This is a genomic window from Marinomonas profundimaris, from assembly GCF_000508165.1.
In the GTDB taxonomy this organism is placed as follows: Bacteria; Pseudomonadota; Gammaproteobacteria; order Pseudomonadales; family Marinomonadaceae; genus Marinomonas; species Marinomonas profundimaris.
Genome location: NZ_AYOZ01000023.1, coordinates 118,223 through 137,698 on the forward strand (window position 1 = coordinate 118,223; position 19,476 = coordinate 137,698).

A 19,476-nucleotide genomic window follows, 5' to 3' on the forward strand; every position below is an offset into this window, starting at 1 on the left:
GGCAATCTAAACGTAAAAAAGGCCTCCCATTGGGAAGCCTTTTTTATCGAAGAGCAGATTAACGCGAGTGCGTTACGCTTCTCGTTCGATACGTTTGGTAATGATGTACTGCTGAATGATCGACAAGCTGTTGTTTGTTACCCAGTACAAAACGAGACCAGCTGGGAACCACAAGAAGAAGAACGTAAATGCGATAGGCATAATCTTCATGATGCGAGCTTGCATTGGATCTGGAGGCGTTGGGTTCAACATTTGTTGTCCCATCATACTTAGGCCCATCAAGATAGGCAGTATGAAATACGGATCCATTACTGCTAAGTCATTGATCCAAAGGAAGAATGGAGCGTGACGTAATTCAACCGATTCCATCAATACCCAGTACAAAGAAAGGAAAACCGGCATTTGCACCATGATTGGTAAACAGCCGCCCAACGGGTTAATTTTCTCTTTTTTGTACAGCGCCATCATGGCTTGCGACATTTTCTGGCGATCATCACCGTACTGTTCTTTCAGCTTGGCAATTTCAGGACCAAATTTGCGCATTTTTGCCATTGAACGGTAGCTTGTGGCTGACAACTTAAAGAAGATGGCTTTTACACAAACAACGATCAGGATGATAGAAATACCCCAGTTGATTACAAAAGACTGAATAAGCGTCAGTAACCAGAACAAAGGTTTTGCTAAGAACCACAACCAGCCGTAATCAACGGTTAGGGCGAGGTTTTCGGCTGTATCTTCAAGGTGATCTTGTAGTTTTGGTCCAACGTAGAACGTTGAGCTCAATGTTCCTTGCTTACCCGGTGCGATTTCAACAGGAGAGCCCGTAAAGCCGATGATGTTGTAGTCACCGTTTGTACGCGCTTGCAATGTTACTTTTTGACCTTGTTCTGGAACCCAAGCGGAAACAAAGTAATGTTGCAGAACCGCAACCCAACCTTTCGTTGTGGTTGTTTTCACCGGTTCTTCTGCCATATCAGAGAAAGAAACCTTGCTGTATTTGGTTTGCTCATCCGAAATTGCACCACCCAAATAAGGCTGTAAGCCCATGCTGGTGGCTTGGCTTGGGTCTGGTGTGTTGTCACGTTTTATCTGTGCAAACAAATTACCACGCCAAATAGAAGACGTGGTGTTGTCTACGGTGATCAATTGACGAATACGGTATTTGCCTTGCGTGAAGCGGAAGGTTTTTGTGTATTTCACGCCTTTTGCATCGGTGTAATACAGATTCACATCAAGAGAATCTTCGCCTTTCGCCAAGGTGTAAGACGTTTTTTCTGATTGGTAAACAGGGCGACCTTCTGTTGAAGCGTCAGGACCATTTTGACCAACCAAACCACTTTGCGTGACATAAGTACGCTCAGTGCCGTCTTCCAATATGACCAAAGGATCAGGTTTACCTAATTCTTTTTTGTACTGAAGAAGCGCCGCTTCAACCAGATCACCACCGACTGGATTGATCGCAACACGTAATGTATCTGTGGTGACTTCAATCAATTTCCCCGGTGCGATTTGAGTCGCATTTTGTGGAATTTCGGCATTGGCTTCGGTTGTGCTTTGAATTGCCAATGGCAAATCATCGCTCGTTTGAGTGTTTGTCTCAGATTGAGACTGAGTGCTTTGAGCTACGCTTTGAGTGGACTGAGGACCATAATCTTGGCTCCACTGTAAAAACAGCAGGTAGCCACTGATAAAAAGCGCACCCCATAAAAAGTAACGTCTGAAATCCATGGTATTCAACTAATTTGTTTGGTTGGACAATAGGTTCACAGAACCCTTATAAAAATCACGCGCTATTAAACCAGCCTTTGGCAGTTTTTTCAGCCTATTTCTGCTTAGAGTGATCGCGTTTTTTATTTTGAGAAGGTTTTAGTGCTTTTTTCGCCAATTGATCCCATGCTTTTTCTAAGCGTTTGTGCAGATCTGGGTTTTCTAACTCTTTAATGCCTTGTCGAGCTAGGAAGACAATATCCAGACCTTCAAGGGGAGTTTTATGATGGCGAAAGGAATCGCGTACCAAGCGTTTGATACGATTCCGGCCTACCGCACGTTTATCCGTTTTTTTAGACACAATAAGACCCAACCGAGTTTGGTTATCATCTCGTTTTCGTGCCAATAAAAGGAATTCGCCTGCGAAGACTTTGGAGGAGGTGTCGTTAAAGACAGATTGATAATCCCCGGCATTCAGAAGTCTGACATGCCGGGGAAAACAATAGTCGGTCATCAGCGGTTTTATGCGCTTAGTACCTTGCGGCCGCGGGCACGACGGCGAGCGACGATTTGGCGTCCGCTTTTAGTAGCCATACGAGCACGGAAACCGTGGTTACGTTTGCGTTTTAATACGCTAGGTTGGAAAGTTCTTTTCATCTTTATTCTCTCACTGAATGCAGTGTTTGAGTTTTGAGGGTTAGCGACCGCCAAGCCTCTTCATTTGATTGTCAAATCAGGGCGCGGATTTTAGAGCCTTTCTTCAGTAAATTCAATGCTTAGAGCGCGCTAATTAGTAAATAATTCACTGCACAATTGATTAACTACTTACACACAGACTTCTACCCTAATAGTGGATAAAAAATTCAAATATAAATTTTTCTATCCACAGGACAGTGAAAATAATAAATTATGTGTATAAAAATCAAAAAGATAATTTAACTTTTGCTTGTGCGTAAAGTGAAAATAAGCTTAATTTTATGTGTGTATAACTAGCCTATTTATGCACACCGTTAATATTTATCACCCGCTGTGCGTAACTTTACCTGTTATTAACATTTTTTTATTTCTGCTGTCGGAGGGCTTTTTTCTATTTATATGTGGATAACTTAAAATAGCCGAGGTAAAATCTGCCGCTTGTCTGTCACTCAACCAGGGAGTACGTCTACAGTGTCTTTGGAGCATTGGAATCTTTGTCTGCAGCGTTTGCAGGGTGAGTTTTCCACATCTCAATTCAACACCTGGATTCGTCCATTGCAGGCTGAAATGATGCCGAATGGAGAGTTGTGCCTAAGTGCACCGAACCGATTTGTGTTGGATTGGGTGAGTAACAAATATCAAACGCGCATAAAAGAGCTGTTGTCTGAGTTTGCTGGCGATGATCTTGCCCCAGCCTTAAAGCTGGCGGTTAAAGCTCAAAACTTTGCCCAAATAAATTCGACATCTCCTCCTCCCCCTCCTGTTCCAAGCGAACCGATTGCCAGCCCTTTGAATAATGAAGTGGCTCGAGAATCCGGTTATCGTCCCGGTTTTGGATTAATGGATGACGAAGAAGGGTCGCCACCAGCGGGTCTGGAATTCGAAGCCCCATTAACCCTGTCTGCTAATGGCAGAGGCTTGCGTGGCGAGCTTGAACCTTACGAACAAGGGCAGCTTCCTTTAGCGGCACCGAAACGTAAAGTTCAGGTAGAAGGCGGGATCAATCATGGTGCGAACCTAAACAACTCCTTTACCTTTGATAACTTTGTCGAAGGTAAATCGAACCAACTTGCTCATGCGGCGGCGTTACAAGTCGCTGAAAATCCAGGCGGTGCGTACAATCCACTCTTTATATACGGTGGCGTTGGTCTGGGTAAAACTCACTTAATGCAAGCCGTGGGTACAGAGCTGATGCGTCACAATCCGAATGCCAAGGTGGTTTACCTGCATTCTGAGCGTTTCGTTGCCGATATGGTAAAAGCGCTGCAATTGAACGCGATTAACGATTTCAAACGTTATTATCGTTCTGTGGATGCCTTGCTGATTGACGATATTCAATTTTTTGCCGGCAAAGACCGTACGCAAGAAGAATTTTTCCACACTTTTAATGCGTTATTAGAAGGTGGACAGCAGATGATTCTGACGTGCGATCGCTATCCAAAAGAGATTCAAGGTCTGGAAGACCGTCTTAAGTCTCGATTTGGCTGGGGGTTAACGGTTGCTATTGAACCGCCAGAATTAGAAACACGAGTGGCGATTTTGATGCGTAAAGCAGATGAAAGTGGCATCAAGTTGTCTTATGATTCTGCTTTCTTTATTGCTCAGAAAATCCGCTCTAACGTGCGAGAATTAGAAGGTGCGTTAAAACGTGTTATCGCCAACTCCCATTTTACAGGGCGAGCGATTACACCGGATTTTGTTCGTGAGTCGTTAAAAGACCTTTTGGCCTTGCAAGACAAGCTGGTGAACATTGATAATATCCAGCGAATTGTGGCGGAATACTACAAGATTAAAATCAGCGATCTACTGTCGAAGCGTCGTAGTCGATCCGTTGCGCGTCCTCGCCAAGTGGCGATGTCGTTAGCAAAAGAATTAACGAATCACAGCTTGCCAGAAATTGGCGACGCGTTTGGTGGTCGCGACCACACGACAGCGTTGCATGCGATTCGTAAGATTAAAGAACTGCAAGATACCGATTCGGATATCCGAGAAGACTACAAACAATTGATGCGAATTCTGACCACCTGATGGTCTAAGACTTTGAGTTTACGAGGAAAATAATGAAATTTTCAGTCGTCCGCGAGACACTTCTTAAGCCACTTCAACTAGTGGCAGGCGTTGTAGAGCGCAAGCAAACCATGCCTGTCTTGGCCAATGTATTGGTGGAAGTTAAAGATCAAATATTAACCCTTACCGGTTCGGATTTAGAGGTAGAGTTAATTGGTCATGTACCATTAGATGAATGCGAAGAAGGCCGTATTACGGTGCCTGCTCGTAAGCTAATGGACATTTGTAAAAGCTTACCTGACAGCGCCGTGATTGAATTCACACTGGATGAGCAAAAAGCCGTGATCCGCTCAGGCCGTTCACGTTTTAGCTTATCGACGCTTCCTGCTGATGAGTTTCCAAACATTCAAGACATGCAAGGTGATTTGACGGTTTCTATTTCTCAAAACAGCGTGCGTCGTTTGATCGACCGTACTGGCTTCGCCATGGCGAACCAAGATGTACGTTATTACCTAAATGGTATGTTGTTAGAAGTCGCGGATGGTCAGTTGCGTGTTGTTGCAACCGATGGTCACCGTTTGGCAACCGCTGTTGAAGATGCACAAGTGAGCGGTGATGTTGCTCAGGTAATCGTACCGCGCAAAGGCGTGTTGGAATTGAACCGCTTATTGAACGACACAGATGAGTTGGTTGAACTTGTTATAGGTACAAACCATATTCGCGCGAAAGTGGCGGATTATGTGTTTACGTCTAAATTGGTCGACGGAAAATTCCCTGATTACCATCGTGTTATTCCTCGAAATAACGAGAAAATCGTCATTGCAGACCGCTTAGAACTGCGTCAGGTTTTTCTTCGTGCATCGATTCTATCGAACGAAAAATACCGCGGCGTACGTTTGATTTTGTCCAACGGCATGTTGCAAGTGTTTGCCAACAACCCAGAGCAAGAAGAAGCCGAAGAGTCCGTATTGGTTCAATACCAAGGCGACAACATGGAAGTGGGTTTCAACGTAGGCTACTTGTTGGATGTATTGGGTGTTGTCGATACGCAAGAAGTGCGTTTGTCATTAAACGACTCCAACAGCAGTGCCTTGATTGAAGAAGCAGACAGCCATGCAGCACAATACGTTGTGATGCCAATGCGTTTGTAATCACGTCAAGAATATCGTTCTATTACCCGCTTGGCAGTTTAGAGAATTTAATAGCCAAGCGGGTCTTCCCTACCCTAAGTAAGGTTTATTTGTTATGCCGCTGGTGCGTTTGGACATCTCTCATGTTCGCAACCTTTCTAGTGTGCGTTTTGAACCTTCGCCTCAAGTGAATGTGATTGTCGGACAAAACGGCAGTGGCAAAACCTCCGTATTAGAAGCCATTCATTTGCTGTCGTTTGGTCGATCCTTTCGTAGCCATAAACACAAAACCTACATTCAATACGACAACGACGCTTGTGTTGTGTTTGCCCAGTTGCATCAAGCGCAAGGCAGTCCGATTCCTGTCGGCTTACAACGTCATCGAGATGGTCAGATTGATGTGCGTATTCAAGGTCAACGCGCGCAATCGGTCATTGAGCTCGCTGAACGCCTTCCAGTGCAACTGATTAACCCTGATGCATTCCGATTATTGGAAGGTTCACCGAGTATTCGACGTCAATTTATCGACTGGGGCGCTTTCCATTTTGATAAAGACTTCATTCATGCATGGCGAGGCTGGCAAAAAGCATTAAAACAGCGGAATACCTTGCTCAGACGTGGTAAAATCTCCAACAGTTTATTAGCGGCTTTTGATCAGGAATTGATCCGCTTAGGTGAGCAAGTCAATGAGTCTCGAAAAGCGTATGTGGAAAAGCTGACGCCGCATTTTACGACCGTTCTGTCCTTGTTATCGACAGAACTTTCGGTGGATTTGCAGTTCTTCCAAGGTTGGGACGCACAGAAAAGCTTACAAATGGCCGTAGAGGCTGGGCGAGAGCGAGACATTGAGCTGGGTTACACGCATACCGGCCCTCAACGAGCGGATTTGCGGGTTAAAACGGCCACAGGCGATGCGTTAGATTCGCTCTCTCGTGGTCAACTCAAGCTGGTTGTTTCCGCGCTAAAAATCGCCCAAGGACAACTTTTGATCGAAATGGGCCGCCCTCTGGTATTTTTAGTGGATGATTTACCAGCAGAGTTAGACGCCAATCACCGACAGAAACTGTGTCAGTTATTGGAGTCGTTAAACAGCCAAATTTTTATTACCAGTGTTGAGCCTGACACAACGGATTTTACTTGGGCTGACACAACGGACGTTCGCCAGTTCTCAATGAACAATGGCGAACTGTCTTTATTGAGCAAAGGTTTGCAGGAGAGTTAAATGAGTGAAAATAATTACGATTCGTCCAGTATCAAGGTGCTCAAAGGGCTAGATGCCGTTCGTAAACGTCCCGGCATGTACATTGGCGACACTGACGATGGTACCGGCTTGCACCACATGGTGTTTGAAGTCGTGGATAACTCCATTGATGAAGCGCTTGCTGGGCATTGTGACACCATTACAGTGCTTATTCACCCAGATGAATCCATCTCTGTATCGGATAACGGCCGTGGTATTCCGGTTGATATCCATGAAGAAGAAGGCGTTTCCGCCGCCGAAGTTATCATGACTGTCCTACACGCTGGTGGTAAGTTTGATGACAACTCATACAAGGTTTCTGGTGGTCTTCACGGTGTGGGTGTGTCGGTTGTAAACGCCCTATCTGAAGCGCTGACACTGACCATTCGTAAAAATGGCAAGGTCTACGAGCAGCATTACGCTCACGGAGTACCTCAAGCGCCATTGGCGATTGTTGGGGATTCTGACGGCGCCGGCACAACGGTGCATTTCAAACCTTCTGCAGATACCTTTAATAACATTCTTTTTGTCTACGACATCCTAGCGAAACGCCTACGTGAATTGTCTTTCTTGAACTCTGGCGTTGCCATTCGCTTGAAAGACGAACGTACCGGCAAAGAAGACTTCTTCAACTACGACGGTGGTTTGCGTTCTTTTGTTGAGCATTTGAATACCAACAAAACGCCAATCAACGACATATTTCACTTTATCTGCCAACGTGATGACCTAGAAGACGGCATCGCGGTTGAAGTGGCGTTACAGTGGAACGAAGGCTTCCAAGAAAACATCTACTGTTACACGAACAACATTCCACAACGCGACGGTGGTACTCACCTTGCGGGTTTCCGTGGTGCGTTGACTCGTACGCTAAATAACTTCATTGAAAAAGAAGGCCTAGCGAAAAAGCAGAAAGTCGCGACAACAGGCGATGACAGCCGCGAAGGTTTAACCGCGATTGTGTCCGTAAAAGTACCGGATCCTAAGTTCTCTTCTCAAACCAAAGACAAACTGGTTTCCTCTGAAGTGAAAACCGCGGTAGAACAAGAAATGAGTAAACGTTTCGCGGAATACCTACTGGAAAAACCAGGCGAAGCGAAAATCATCGTGAACAAGATGATCGATGCGGCTCGTGCTCGTGAAGCTGCGCGTCGTGCGCGTGACATGACTCGTCGTAAAGGCGCGTTAGACATCGCAGGTTTACCGGGTAAATTGGCCGATTGTCAGGAAAAAGACCCAGCGCTTTCTGAAATCTACCTAGTGGAGGGTGACTCTGCGGGTGGTTCTGCAAAACAAGGTCGTGATCGTCGTACTCAAGCGATTTTGCCGCTCAAAGGTAAAATCCTAAACGTCGAAAAAGCCCGTTTTGACAAGATGTTAGCGTCTGTTGAAGTTGGCACTCTGATCACTGCACTAGGTTGTGGTATCGGGCGTGACGAATTCAACGCAGACAAACTTCGTTATCACAGCATCGTCATCATGACCGATGCCGATGTCGATGGATCGCACATTCGTACGTTGCTTTTGACCTTCTTCTTCCGTCAAATGCCTGAAATCATCGAGCGCGGTCATATCTTCATCGCGCAACCACCGTTGTTCAAAATCAAACGTGGCAAGCAAGAGCAGTACATCAAAGACGAAGCGGCCATGGATCAACACCTGATTGAAGTTGCGCTGGATGGTGCTCACATGCATGTCAACGCCGATGCGCCAGGGATTCAAGGTGAGCCTCTCGCAAAATTAGTGCGTGATTACATCCACATTGAAACCGACTTAGATCGTCTTTCACGTGTGTATCCAAAAGATGTAATGAGCAAGCTTCTGTACTGCAAACCGCTGACACAAGAAAACCTAACCAACGAAGCCGCTGTGCTGGAATGGGTAGAAGCGATTCGTGCCCAAATGCCACAAGATGCACGAACGGGCTTCCGTTTTGACTTCTCTGTAGAAAAAGACGACGAACGTAACATTTTCTTACCAGTGGTCGACATCATGTCCCACGGTGTGTCGAACCGTTACCGTTTTGAAGGCACTTTCTTTAACTCTCCAGAGTACAAGCGCATTGTGACCATGTCTGAAACGGTAGGTGAATTGTTCGGCGAAGAATCTTACATCCAACGTGGCGAACGTCGTGAAGCGGTGAAAACCATCAGTGACATGAAAGCATGGCTGATGAAAGAAGCGTCTCGCGGCATGACTATCCAACGCTACAAAGGATTGGGAGAGATGAACCCTGAGCAACTTTGGGAAACCACCATGGACCCAGATGCGCGCCGTATGCTTCGCGTAACGATCGACGATGCCGTAGCGGCGGATCAGATGTTCACGACCTTAATGGGTGACGAAGTTGAACCGCGTCGTAACTTCATTCAAGAAAATGCCTTGAATGTAGCGAACCTAGACGTATGATTTTCTGATCTAGACATCAAAAAAAGCCCCATTTTTCCGAGAAAAAATGGGGCTTTTTAGTATTTAGGCGTTTATTGGGTTTGAGTTCAGCATTTTTTCATAGGCTTTTTGACAGCGCTTTTATATGTTCTGGCCCAATACCGCAGCAGCCACCAATTAAGGTTGCGCCCTGCTCTTTCCAGCGCTGTGCCCAAAGCAGATAGGAATCCGGTGTGAGATCCTTGCGCAGCTCATCTAGTCCATCATTTGCGGTGGCGTCTTTTGGCTGTGGCGGAAACGCATTGGCATAAGCGCCTAGTTGGATATCGTTGTCTAAATGGGACAGCACTTCTTTTGAAATTTCAATCGCATCGGCAATGATTTCAGGCTGACAGCAGTTAAACAGGATAGCATTAACCCCAGCCTTAGCCATGGCTTCAACGGCGTCTTTGACCGTTTCGCCAGAGCGTAAGCGTGGTTGATCTGTTGCTGTTGAATCTTCAAGGGTGAACGAAACCCAGTAAGGTTTCTTTTGATGGTCAATTTCATCGACGAGCTGCTTCATTTGCTGTGTTTCAGCCAGCAAACTTTGGGTTTCGTTTAGCCACAAATCCACTCGTGGCGCGAGTGCTTCGATGATGGGACGAGCAATTTTTTCTGCACGATCGGCTTCGTATAAATCCGCTCTATATGAACCGAATAATGGCGCGAGAGAGCCTGCAATAGCGACGTCTGCATGCATTTCTTGTACGGCTTCTTGGGCAACGCGAGCCGATTCTATTACAAGCTCGGTGACGCGTTGCTGAAAGACGTCTTCACCAATATGAAAAGGCACCAATGCGTAGCTATTAGTCGTGATAACACGGGAACCCGCTTCGATAAACGCTTTATGAACGTCTTTAACGATCTCTGGCGCTTCCATCATGGCCAATGCAGACCATTCTGGCTGCTTAAAAGGCGCGCCGCGACGCGCTAACTCGCGACCCATGCCGCCGTCTAGAATAGTGATTAATTGCATAACCGTTCCCAGTATTTTGAATCATGCTAGTTTAACCATGAGGACGATGGATGGAAATTAATTTGATTATAAAATCAGGGTCAATTTTGCTTTATTATGTCTATAATGGCGATAACCATGAAAAAACACGTCCTATCAATTAAAAAAGCTTGGTCTTAGGGGCGAATTCAATGGTTATTCTAAAGTACGACTTTCCGCTATATTATTCCGTAAAATCCCCCAATACGTCGTGTCCGCTATGCTTTTCACGGTACCGGAAAAAAAACGAGGAATGATATGAAACGTGGTCTTAAGAAAGCGCTGTCCGGTTTAGCATTGGTTGGCGCATTGTTCTCTGTTAACGGTTACGCTGCCGAGCCCGCCATTGACCGTATTTTGTCGAGTGGTGAGCTTAAGGTATGTTTTGAAGCAGGGTATATTCCTTTCGAGATGAAGACCAAAGACGGCCGCTTTATCGGTTTTGATATCGATATTGCCAAGCATATGGCACGTTCAATGGATGTGAAATTCACGCCCGTAAATACGGCTTGGGACGGCATTATTCCTGCGCTACAAACCGGTAAATGTGATGTTATTATCGGCGGAATGGCAATCACGCCGCAGCGTAACCTGAAGGTAATGTTTGCGAATACCTACATTGAAATCGGTCAAACGGTTCTGATCAATTCCGGTTTAGCTGGCAAAGTGACGTCCTATCGTGATTTGAATGACCCGAAATACACACTGTCATCTCAAATTGGTACAACCGGTGCGCTGGCGGCAAAGAAGTATTTCCCGAAAGCGACATTAGACCTGTTTGAAACCTCTGCGGATGCGGTGCTTCAAGTCGCGAACGGCAAAGCGGACGCGTTTGTTTATGACTTACCATACAATGCCCTGTATGCCTCTCAGCACAAAGACAGCGTTGTACACTTAGATCAGTCTTTTACCTATGAACCGTTAGGTTGGGCGATTCGTCAAAATGATCCCAATTTCCTCAACTTCTTAAACAACTACCTTGTTCAGATCAAAAAAGAAGGCACTTACGATCGTATTTACGACAAGTGGTTCAAATCTGACTCGTGGGTAGACAGCATTCAATAACCCTTTCACTCATTCAGAGTGCTTCAAAGAGCCTATGTTAATAGGCTTTTTTTATAGCTAAGAGAGCTCATGCAAACACAATCTTCACGTTGGCTTGGACACGGCTTATACCTAGTGATCATGGCGGTATTGATTTCTGGCGTGTATTTCGCTGGTCAGAAAATTGACTACACATGGCACTGGGAACGTTTGTGGCCTTACGTTATCAATACCGAATCCCAAGATATTGTTGCCGTAACAGACGGCACTGCTGTGGTTGATAAGTCTGGTCGCTTATCCATTCAACCAGACTACGGTGATGACCCTCAAATCATTGATGTCTACGACACGTTGGTTTCTCGTGACGGAGACCTTATCTTCCAAGGCGATACCATTGCGCGTATTGATGGTTGGCGCTTTGGTCCCATAGCCGAAGGGTTATGGGTCACCATTAAAATTTCATTTATCTCGCTTATTTTTGCTGTGTTACTAGGCGTTATGTTTGGCTTGATGCGTGTGGCGCATGGACAGGTGTGGCGTAATTTGGCGATGACTTATGTCGAAGTGATTCGTGGCACGCCACTGCTTGTACAAATTTTTATCGTTTACTTTTTTATCGGTACCGTTTTTGATTTAGATCGTTTTACCGCTGGCGTTGCGGCACTGTCTATTTTTACTGGTGCGTACGTCGCTGAGATCGTGCGAGCGGGAATACAATCGGTTCCTGTTGGTCAAATGGAAGCTGCTCGATCCCTTGGCATGAACTATGTACAAGCCATGGCTTATGTCATTATGCCGCAAGCCATTAAACGTACGTTACCACCGCTCGCAGGGCAGTTTATCAACTTGATCAAAGACTCTTCACTGGTGTCGGTGATTTCCATCACGGACTTGACCAAGGCAGGACGCGAAGTCGTTAGTGGCAGTTTTGCACCGTTTGAAGTCTGGTTTACAGTGGCGATTTTGTATTTGGTGGTGACTGGTGGATTGTCTTTACTCATTCAACGTTTAGAAAAGAGGTTATCCGCCAGTGATTGAACAAGCGAAAGTGCCACCTAGCCTACAACCGCTTATTCATGCGAGTAAGGTAAACAAGGTTTTTCCCAATGGCTGTCATGCGCTAAAAGACGTGTCTTTAGAGGTGCTGCGTGGTCAAGTGGTGGTCATTATTGGACCAAGTGGCTCGGGTAAGTCGACCTTTTTACGCACTTTGAATCAATTAGAGCCTATAACGTCTGGGCAGATTGTATTAGACCAAGTCGATCTCACGGATAAACACACTGACATTAATATTGTGCGTAAAGAAGTGGGCATGGTGTTTCAATCCTTTAACTTGTTTCCTCATAAAACGGCGTTGGGAAATGTGATGTTAGCGCCGATGAAAGTGCTTAAACAAAGCAAAGCCGAGGCACAAAAAACGGCTGAGAGTTTACTACAGCGTGTTGGACTGGCAGATCGTATGGATAATTACCCGTCACGTCTGTCGGGCGGTCAACAGCAGCGAGTGGCCATAGCGCGTTCGTTGGCGATGAAGCCGAAAGCGCTGTTATTTGATGAACCGACCAGTGCGCTAGACCCAGAAATGGTCGGAGAAGTGTTGGATGTGATGAAAGGCCTGGCCCATGGAGGGATGACCATGGTGGTGGTGACGCACGAAATGGGCTTTGCTCGTGAAGTGGCGGATCGTGTGGTGTTTATGGAAGACGGAGAACTGGTTTTAGAAGAAACCCCTGAGCGTTTCTTTCATTCTGATCATCCGCGCTTGCAACGCTTTTTAGGTCAGGTACTCTAACGCTTCGTCTTTCTAAGAGCGATGGTTAACGTCCCGAATGAACCAAAAATCACTTCCTCCGCTAAACTGGTTACGTACCTTTGAAGTCTCTGCTCGCAGCCTCAATTTCACGAAGGCGGCGCAAGAGCTCCATTTGACTCAAGGTGCCGTTAGTCAACAAATACGCTTGCTCGAAGGTCATCTCGGCGTGGCTTTATTTACTCGTCTTCCTCGTGGATTAACCCTCACAAATGAAGGTATGTCCTATCTTCCCGTTGTGCAGGATTCTATTTCCCGATTGGCGGCAGCAACGAATGAACTGTTTAGCCAAGATCAGAGAATACCGGTCAAAATCCGTGGTAGTTTGTCTTTTTTTGTTCATTGGTTAGCTCCAAGATTAACGGAATTTCATCGTCTGTATCCTAATATTGATATTCGCTACATTAGTTCTTTATGGGTAAAAGACTCGGAAGCCGATGATGACTTTGAAATTCGCTGGGGAAATGGTCAATGGCCTGGTTATGTGTCTCAGCGTTTAAGTTGGGACAGTTTATTTCCGGTGTGTTCGCCTGATTTGTTAGCACGTTTACCGCTTAATACAACCTTCGATCTTACTGAGCATACGTTGCTGCATGTATTAGGGTACGAAGAAGGATGGGGATATTGGCTGTCTATGGTGAATGAAACCGACGTCGACCCGTCAAGAGGCATGCAATTAGACACCTTATTAGCGTCGTTGCGTTTGGCTGAACTTGGTGTAGGCATTGCGCTAGCGAGATCTTCCATGGTGGAAGACATGTTGGCCGATGGACGGCTGGTGGAGCCTTTTGAGCTACGTATTCCGGCCAGTGAATCATTTTACCTTGTCCGTAAATCCGGTACAGCGCTGTCCCTTGAAGCGATGTCATTTTTTGATTGGTTAGAGCGTCAGGTTCACCTATAAAAAGCGGTGTGATGTGGTTTGAGAAAATTAAGGCAGAGTACTCTGCCTTAATATCCCAATCTCAACCATGTTGTTAACTACAAACTTGCTTTGATACTGTCTTCGATCGAGGTTGTCGGACGCCCAATCAGTGTTGACAGTGTTTTGCTGTCGTTGAATAGTCCACCTTTCGACGCACCAACTTCAGAGTCCGCCAAAATCGCTGCAAAGCCTTCTGGGAGGCCTACTTCCACAAGAATTTTGGCGTATTCTGCTTCTGGTACATTGTGATAAGAAACGGCTTTCCCCGATACCTTGCTGATGGTGGCGGCGTAATCGCTTAATGTGAAACTCTCGTCGCCCGCTAATTCGTATATTTTTCCGGCTTGTTCTTCTTTCAACAATACCGTTGCAGCGGCTTCTGCATAGTCTGCGCGTGCTGCCGTGGACAGTTTTCCACCTTCTGCACATCCAACCACGCCGTGTTCTAACGTCGCCGCTACGCTCATTGTGTAGTTTTCTGAGTACCAGCCGTTGCGCAATAAAACATAAGGCACACCAGATTCGGACAGCAGTTTCTCTGTGGCAACGTGTTCCTCGGCCAATATAAGCGGTGATTTATCCGCGTTCAAAATACTGGTGTAAGCGATGAGAGACACACCGGCTTTTTTCGCCGCGTTGATGACATTACGGTGTTGTGCTGTACGCTGGCCGACTTCGCTAGAAGAAATAAGCAGGACTTTTTCAACGCCTTCAAACGCGTTAAGTAATGTGTCTGGCTGAGAATAATCCGCTTGACGAATTTGTACGCCTTTTTCTGCGAGGTCTTTTACGCTGTCTGGGTTACGAACCGCGGCAATGAGATTACTCGCATCAGTCTTTTCCAATAAAGCATTAATGGCCAATCGACCCAGTTGACCGGATGCACCTGTTACTAAAATCATGGTTTTCTCCTTTGTGTTTTATGTTGATGAGTCGTAGAATAATCGACTAACAAACTTTTAGTAAGTACATACAAAAAGGTAAGTATGAAGAAAATTTTAGACATGCCGAAACCAGCTGAAAAAAAAGGTCTGTCGGCGCATTTTGAGCGCGGTGATGTTTTCTCGGATAAATGCCCTTCTCGCGATGTCCTGAAACACGTCACGAGCCGCTGGGGAGTTCTGATCTTTATTGCGTTAAAAGACGGTAAGTCGCATCGCTTTAGTGAGTTGAGACGGACCATTAATGGTGTGAGTGAAAAGATGTTAGCGCAAACGCTCCAAGCGTTGGAGCAAGATGGTTTTGTGCTGCGTATCTCCTACCCTGTTGTTCCGCCGCATGTGGAATACAGCTTGACGGACAGTGGTAAGCAGGTTGCGGATCGAGTGGTAAATTTGGCGGACTGGATAGAAGAAAATATCGTGACTATTTTAGCCAATCAGTCGCCGCGTTCGAATGAGATTCAGGCATAGAAGTTTTAATTAGTTGATAAATATGATTTTTTTGTGAGAGTGAGTACTTACATTTATTCACATTGAATTACATTTTGATCGCGTTTCTTTTTCTTATGAAGTCTTGGGCAATTCGAACAGAGCTCGCCTTCATCACGACGAAAATGCAAGCAACAGGTATGACGAACAAACATTGGGGCTTCGTTTTCTTGGTGTTTCAGCCCTTCTAAGGCTTTTAATGGCAGGTTCATGGCGCTTGCCCACAATGTAAAATCGCCTTTTAAACGACCTTTATGTTGGTCTGGTAACAGGCTTGAGATTGCAATCAGGGCACTCATTAATTGATCTGCAAGCAGGCCTTGATAAAGTGCGGCTCTGCCTCCAAATGTTTTGACATGAGCGTTTTGCAGCGAAGAAAATAAGGTGTTGAGCTGCTCGCTGGCGGTTTGGATCAGTGTTTCATGACTACCTTCTTGCCATGCGCCATCAGGCAATAAATAACCGCACACCATTTCACCCTGTTGCTTTTGCTCTATTTCCTGTAAGCGCAAAGGCACGGTTTTGAGCTGATACACACAAATCATGGCGAGATAAATGGGTTGCCAGCACGCTAATCCCCAGCAGCGTATACGCCAATAAGGCGCACCCGTTTCCGGATGTGCCCCTTGTAATGTTTGATGCAATGTCATGAGCGCAGAATCAGGCTCTTTTACCGACAAGTAAGGCGTGCTTGGCTTGTCGTGTTGAGAGTCCGATTCCTGTCCGTCTAGGACGGCAATGTAAGACTTTGCTACCTTGAAAAGACGATCTAACGGTCTTTCCATTGTGTGTATTTCCTTTTAAAAGATTTAGAAGTCATAGCGAGCGCTGACGTCAATGGATCGTTCGTCTCCGAACCAGCAATTAGAAGCATCATAACAGCTGTAATACGTTTCGTTTAGTGCATTAGACACGGCGAGTTTGACACTAGCACCTTGCCACTTTGAGGATAACATCGCTAAGTCATAGCCAATCGATAGATCGAGCAAAGTGTAGGATGGTACTGTGTTGGAGTTCGCTGCGTCCAGCTGCATTTGGCCAACATATCGAAAACCTGCGCCAAGCGATGTGCCAGCTAAGTTACCTTGCTGCGGCGCGTAGGTTAGCCAAGCACTGAGTTGTTTTTCCGGTACCCAAATTGGCGCTTTACCTTGAATGCCACTGTTGTCTTTGGTGACTTCGACGTCTTGGAATGTGTAAGCGGCTTTAATATTCACATCGGATGTAATCGCTTTTTGCAGTTCTAGCTCTAATCCTCGGGAGCGGACTTCACCCACTTGGATTTTATCGTAGGCGGAACCATTCGGATCGCGGGTTAATACTTTGCTTTTGAGTATTTCGAAAGCGGCTGCGCTGGCAACTAGGCCATGGCGGCTGTATTTAATGCCTGCTTCCCATTGCTCCGCTGTAGAGGTATCAAATGTGTTTCCATTTCGGTCTGTGCCTGTAATCGGCTCAAAGCTTTGGGCATAGCTAATGAAGGGGGAAATGCCATTATCAAATTCGTAAAGAGCGCCCATTCGCCCGCTAAACTGATCTTGATCTACGCTTGTGTCAGTGCTGCTACCATATTTGATGCCGGTCTCGGTTGCTTTGAATTGGTCATAGCGCCCACCAGCAATGAATACCCATTGATCTAGACGAATTTGATCTTGCAGATAGAAACCAGTTTGTTCCTTTTTGATCCTAAAGTCGCTGCTGTAGCCTGACGCGGCAAAGTCGAGGTCGCTTTTTAGTATTTGATAGTGATCTGGATTATAAAGATCGATGCTTGGTGCGACAGCGTCTTCATATTCGATATCGGACGTCAGGGTAAAGTAATCCACACCGACTAAAATGTTGTGTTCCGTCGTACCAACATCAAAAACCCCCGAAAATTGGTTATCGACATTTAAGCCTGTAGAGGCCTCATCGGTGAGGTATGCTCGACGATTTAATGTTCTTTCATCACTGTCTAAGCTCGAAGAATACGTGTTTTCTTGGTAGGCTTTTGCTGCGGTGAATCGAGTATTTTGCAAAAAACGCCACGTATTATTTATTTTGTGATCAAGCTTATAGCCGAGTAGCAGAACATCTCGCTCATAGGTATCCCAGTTAGCGTCTCCCGCATAACTGTCTGAAGACAATTTACCGTTAATATTGTCATAGGCCGTGCCTTTCGAAGGCAAAGAGGAATAAATGCCCATGCTTGGGTCTTGTTGGTAATACATATTTAGGTTCAGTTGCGTATCGTCGCTTATTTTAAGATCCAATGATGGCGCAATCATGATGCGTTTTTCGTCCGAGGTGACGGCTTGCCCTTCTTTTTCGCGAATTAACGCCACGACACGATAGTTCATTAGTTCATTCAGTGCGCCTGTGGAATCGATCGAGATATCACGCTTGTTGTCACTTCCTAAGGCCACTTCGACACTACTTTTATCAGCGGATTGTGGCGCTTTACTGATGAGATTGACCATTCCACCAGGCGGCATTGCACCATACAAGGTTGACGTTGGGCCTTTAAACACTTCGACTTGCTCTACCGCTGCCATGTCTATTTGTGGTTGTAAATTCCAGTCGTTAAAGAGCAATTGAAGTCCGTCGTAATACGCTTTGTCGTTTTGAAAACCACGAATATTGAATAAGTCCAACCGAGTTACTGCTCCGCCACGCAGTTCGGTGTTAATACCTGATGTATATCGAACGGCTTCAGCCACTGTTTCTATTCCACGTTGCTCTAAGCTGTCTGCATCGATGATAGTGATGGCTTGTGGTGTCTCTTCTGGGTCTAACTGTGTTTTCGTCGCGGTATTACGGTATGTCTGTCCCTTTACTTCTAAGGTTGTTAATTGATCCGTATTGTCCGAATTTTTTTCATCTGTACCTATTTCAGCGATGGAAAAAGACGATGCACTGGCGATGGCCAAAGCGAGTAAAGTGGGTTGAATGTGTAAAGCCGGTTTCATAGTCGCTCCGATGATTGAATGAGTTTCATTTGAGAATGGATCTCATTCTATGGATGCTGAATATTGAAAACTTAACCTTTTGGTGCATCTTCTTGAGTAAGTATTTGTGGCATAGGGTTACCTTGGTTTGATCGGCAGCCAATATTCCATGTAGCTTTGGGTGCTCTTGGGGTCGTAATTGGGTTCGTACACTTCCAACTCATAACCGGATACGCCGTCGTAATTCGACTCAGGAAGCCAGCGATGAATAAACCATTCAACCGCTTGTTCAACGGCAACCACTTTTCCGTGCACAGGAATCACGGCGTATTCTTGTGCCGGTACATGAATGGTGTCGTAATTGTTTTTAGGCTGATTTAAAAATCCTGCCCAATAGCGCATCTGCCCTGGGTTCTTAGGGTGGTAGTGCGTGTCTATAACGCCGATGGGCTGAGCATCGTTGTCGACGTTTTTGTCTATGATGTCCCACAGTTGTGGAACGCGTTCAAGAAAATCTGGTGCAGAAGAAAAAGGCCCGCGTATCCAGCCATTCACCCCATGAAGCTGAAATGCATCTCGGCTCTCGATACGGATTTGGGTAAAGGCTTTGGGTTTGTCTCCTGCAACGGGTTTTTCAGTGCGGTATTGTAGGGGCGTTCGCAAACCTTGGCGTTGTCCTCTCAAGCGATATTCGCGCGGTGTGCAGCCAAACATGTGCTTAAACGCACGACTAAAACTGATTTCCGAATCAAAGCCACAATGCAGGGCAATGTCCAAATGTCGCTGCTTGCTGGACAACAAAAGCTCTGCAGCTTTGCTTAAGCGTAATTCTCTAATGTATTGCGCGACGGTTAGCCCTGTCGCTTCACCAAAAACGCGTTGAAACTGCCAGCGAGACCAACAACTTTTCTCAGCCAAACTTGCGACATGAATCGATTCATCCAAATTGTCATGGATGTAATCTAATACTTTTTCAATGCGTGTGAATCTGGGTTGGAGCGCCATAGGATAAGAATAATCAAATAATAATGATTATCATCTAATTCGATCTGCATTACCAATGCTCTGCGTGGATCTCCGTTGAATTGTATCCGCAATTGGAATTTATATTATCGCGTCTATTATTTAATCAATTAGCA

At 45.7% G+C, this 19,476-nt stretch carries 17 protein-coding genes; 9 read left to right on the plus strand and 8 right to left on the minus strand.

The window, feature by feature from the left end:
- Positions 1–72: 72 nt before the first annotated feature.
- From yidC to rpmH, 3 genes are all read right to left on the minus strand, one after another.
- On the minus strand, positions 73–1,728 hold the full coding sequence (gene yidC, locus D104_RS29720) for a membrane protein insertase YidC (protein WP_024024291.1): 1,656 nt from the start codon (positions 1,726–1,728) through the stop codon (positions 73–75).
- Between the two features lie 94 nt (positions 1,729–1,822).
- Complete coding sequence (gene rnpA / locus D104_RS29725) at positions 1,823–2,221, minus strand: ribonuclease P protein component (RefSeq protein WP_024024292.1); 399 nt, start codon at positions 2,219–2,221, stop codon at positions 1,823–1,825.
- Between the two features lie 8 nt (positions 2,222–2,229).
- A complete protein-coding gene (gene rpmH, locus D104_RS37205) occupies positions 2,230–2,364 on the minus strand; it encodes a 50S ribosomal protein L34 (protein WP_084035504.1) in 135 nt (44 codons plus the stop codon).
- A gap of 510 nt (positions 2,365–2,874) precedes the next feature.
- Between rpmH and dnaA the strand changes: the two genes are divergently transcribed.
- From dnaA to gyrB, 4 genes are all read left to right on the plus strand, one after another.
- Positions 2,875–4,431: a chromosomal replication initiator protein DnaA gene (gene dnaA / locus D104_RS29730; protein WP_024024293.1), complete on the plus strand. Its 1,557-nt coding sequence runs from the start codon at positions 2,875–2,877 to the stop codon at positions 4,429–4,431.
- A gap of 32 nt (positions 4,432–4,463) precedes the next feature.
- Entirely contained in the window at positions 4,464–5,561 is a 1,098-nt protein-coding gene (gene dnaN / locus D104_RS29735) for a DNA polymerase III subunit beta (RefSeq protein WP_024024294.1), read from the plus strand.
- A 94-nt stretch (positions 5,562–5,655) separates the two neighbouring features.
- Positions 5,656–6,762 (plus strand): DNA replication/repair protein RecF, encoded by a 1,107-nt coding sequence (gene recF / locus D104_RS29740; RefSeq protein WP_024024295.1) that lies wholly within the window; start codon positions 5,656–5,658, stop codon positions 6,760–6,762.
- Positions 6,763–9,186, plus strand: coding sequence for a DNA topoisomerase (ATP-hydrolyzing) subunit B (gyrB, locus tag D104_RS29745; protein ID WP_024024296.1), 2,424 nt, complete (start codon positions 6,763–6,765; stop codon positions 9,184–9,186).
- A gap of 97 nt (positions 9,187–9,283) precedes the next feature.
- Here the strand turns inward: gyrB and D104_RS29750 are convergent, their stop codons facing one another.
- Positions 9,284–10,183 carry a homocysteine S-methyltransferase family protein gene (locus D104_RS29750; protein WP_024024297.1) on the minus strand — a complete coding sequence of 300 codons (900 nt, stop codon included), beginning with the start codon at positions 10,181–10,183 and terminating at the stop codon, positions 9,284–9,286.
- 276 nt (positions 10,184–10,459) lie between these two features.
- Here D104_RS29750 and D104_RS29755 point away from each other — a divergent pair, with 276 nt between their 5' ends.
- The 4 genes from D104_RS29755 to D104_RS29770 all read left to right on the plus strand — a co-directional run bounded on the left by D104_RS29755 (position 10,460) and on the right by D104_RS29770 (position 13,959).
- Positions 10,460–11,266 (plus strand): transporter substrate-binding domain-containing protein, encoded by an 807-nt coding sequence (locus D104_RS29755; RefSeq protein ID WP_024024298.1) that lies wholly within the window; start codon positions 10,460–10,462, stop codon positions 11,264–11,266.
- Positions 11,267–11,335: 69 nt separating this feature from the next.
- Entirely contained in the window at positions 11,336–12,283 is a 948-nt protein-coding gene (locus tag D104_RS29760) for an amino acid ABC transporter permease (RefSeq protein WP_024024299.1), read from the plus strand.
- Positions 12,279–13,037, plus strand: coding sequence for an amino acid ABC transporter ATP-binding protein (locus tag D104_RS29765; protein WP_327026063.1), 759 nt, complete (start codon positions 12,279–12,281; stop codon positions 13,035–13,037). The genes D104_RS29760 and D104_RS29765 overlap by 5 nt, the downstream gene beginning before the upstream one ends.
- Positions 13,038–13,074: 37 nt before the next feature.
- Entirely contained in the window at positions 13,075–13,959 is an 885-nt protein-coding gene (locus D104_RS29770) for a LysR substrate-binding domain-containing protein (RefSeq protein WP_024024301.1), read from the plus strand.
- Positions 13,960–14,036: 77 nt separating this feature from the next.
- Here the strand turns inward: D104_RS29770 and D104_RS29775 are convergent, their stop codons facing one another.
- The gene (locus D104_RS29775) at positions 14,037–14,882 is read right to left on the minus strand and encodes an SDR family oxidoreductase (protein ID WP_024024302.1); all 846 of its coding nucleotides are present in this window, start codon (positions 14,880–14,882) and stop codon (positions 14,037–14,039) included.
- An 84-nt stretch (positions 14,883–14,966) separates the two neighbouring features.
- Between D104_RS29775 and D104_RS29780 the strand changes: the two genes are divergently transcribed.
- Positions 14,967–15,392, plus strand: a complete 426-nt coding sequence (locus tag D104_RS29780; protein WP_024024303.1) for a winged helix-turn-helix transcriptional regulator — start codon at positions 14,967–14,969, stop codon at positions 15,390–15,392.
- A 53-nt stretch (positions 15,393–15,445) separates the two neighbouring features.
- Here D104_RS29780 and D104_RS29785 read toward each other — a convergent pair whose 3' ends face one another.
- From D104_RS29785 to D104_RS29795, 3 genes are all read right to left on the minus strand, one after another.
- A complete protein-coding gene (locus D104_RS29785) occupies positions 15,446–16,195 on the minus strand; it encodes a siderophore ferric iron reductase (RefSeq protein WP_024024304.1) in 750 nt (249 codons plus the stop codon).
- A 24-nt stretch (positions 16,196–16,219) separates the two neighbouring features.
- Positions 16,220–18,358, minus strand: coding sequence for a TonB-dependent siderophore receptor (locus D104_RS29790; protein ID WP_024024305.1), 2,139 nt, complete (start codon positions 18,356–18,358; stop codon positions 16,220–16,222).
- 117 nt (positions 18,359–18,475) lie between these two features.
- On the minus strand, positions 18,476–19,342 hold the full coding sequence (locus D104_RS29795; RefSeq protein WP_024024306.1) for an AraC family transcriptional regulator: 867 nt from the start codon (positions 19,340–19,342) through the stop codon (positions 18,476–18,478).
- Positions 19,343–19,476: the final 134 nt, after the last annotated feature.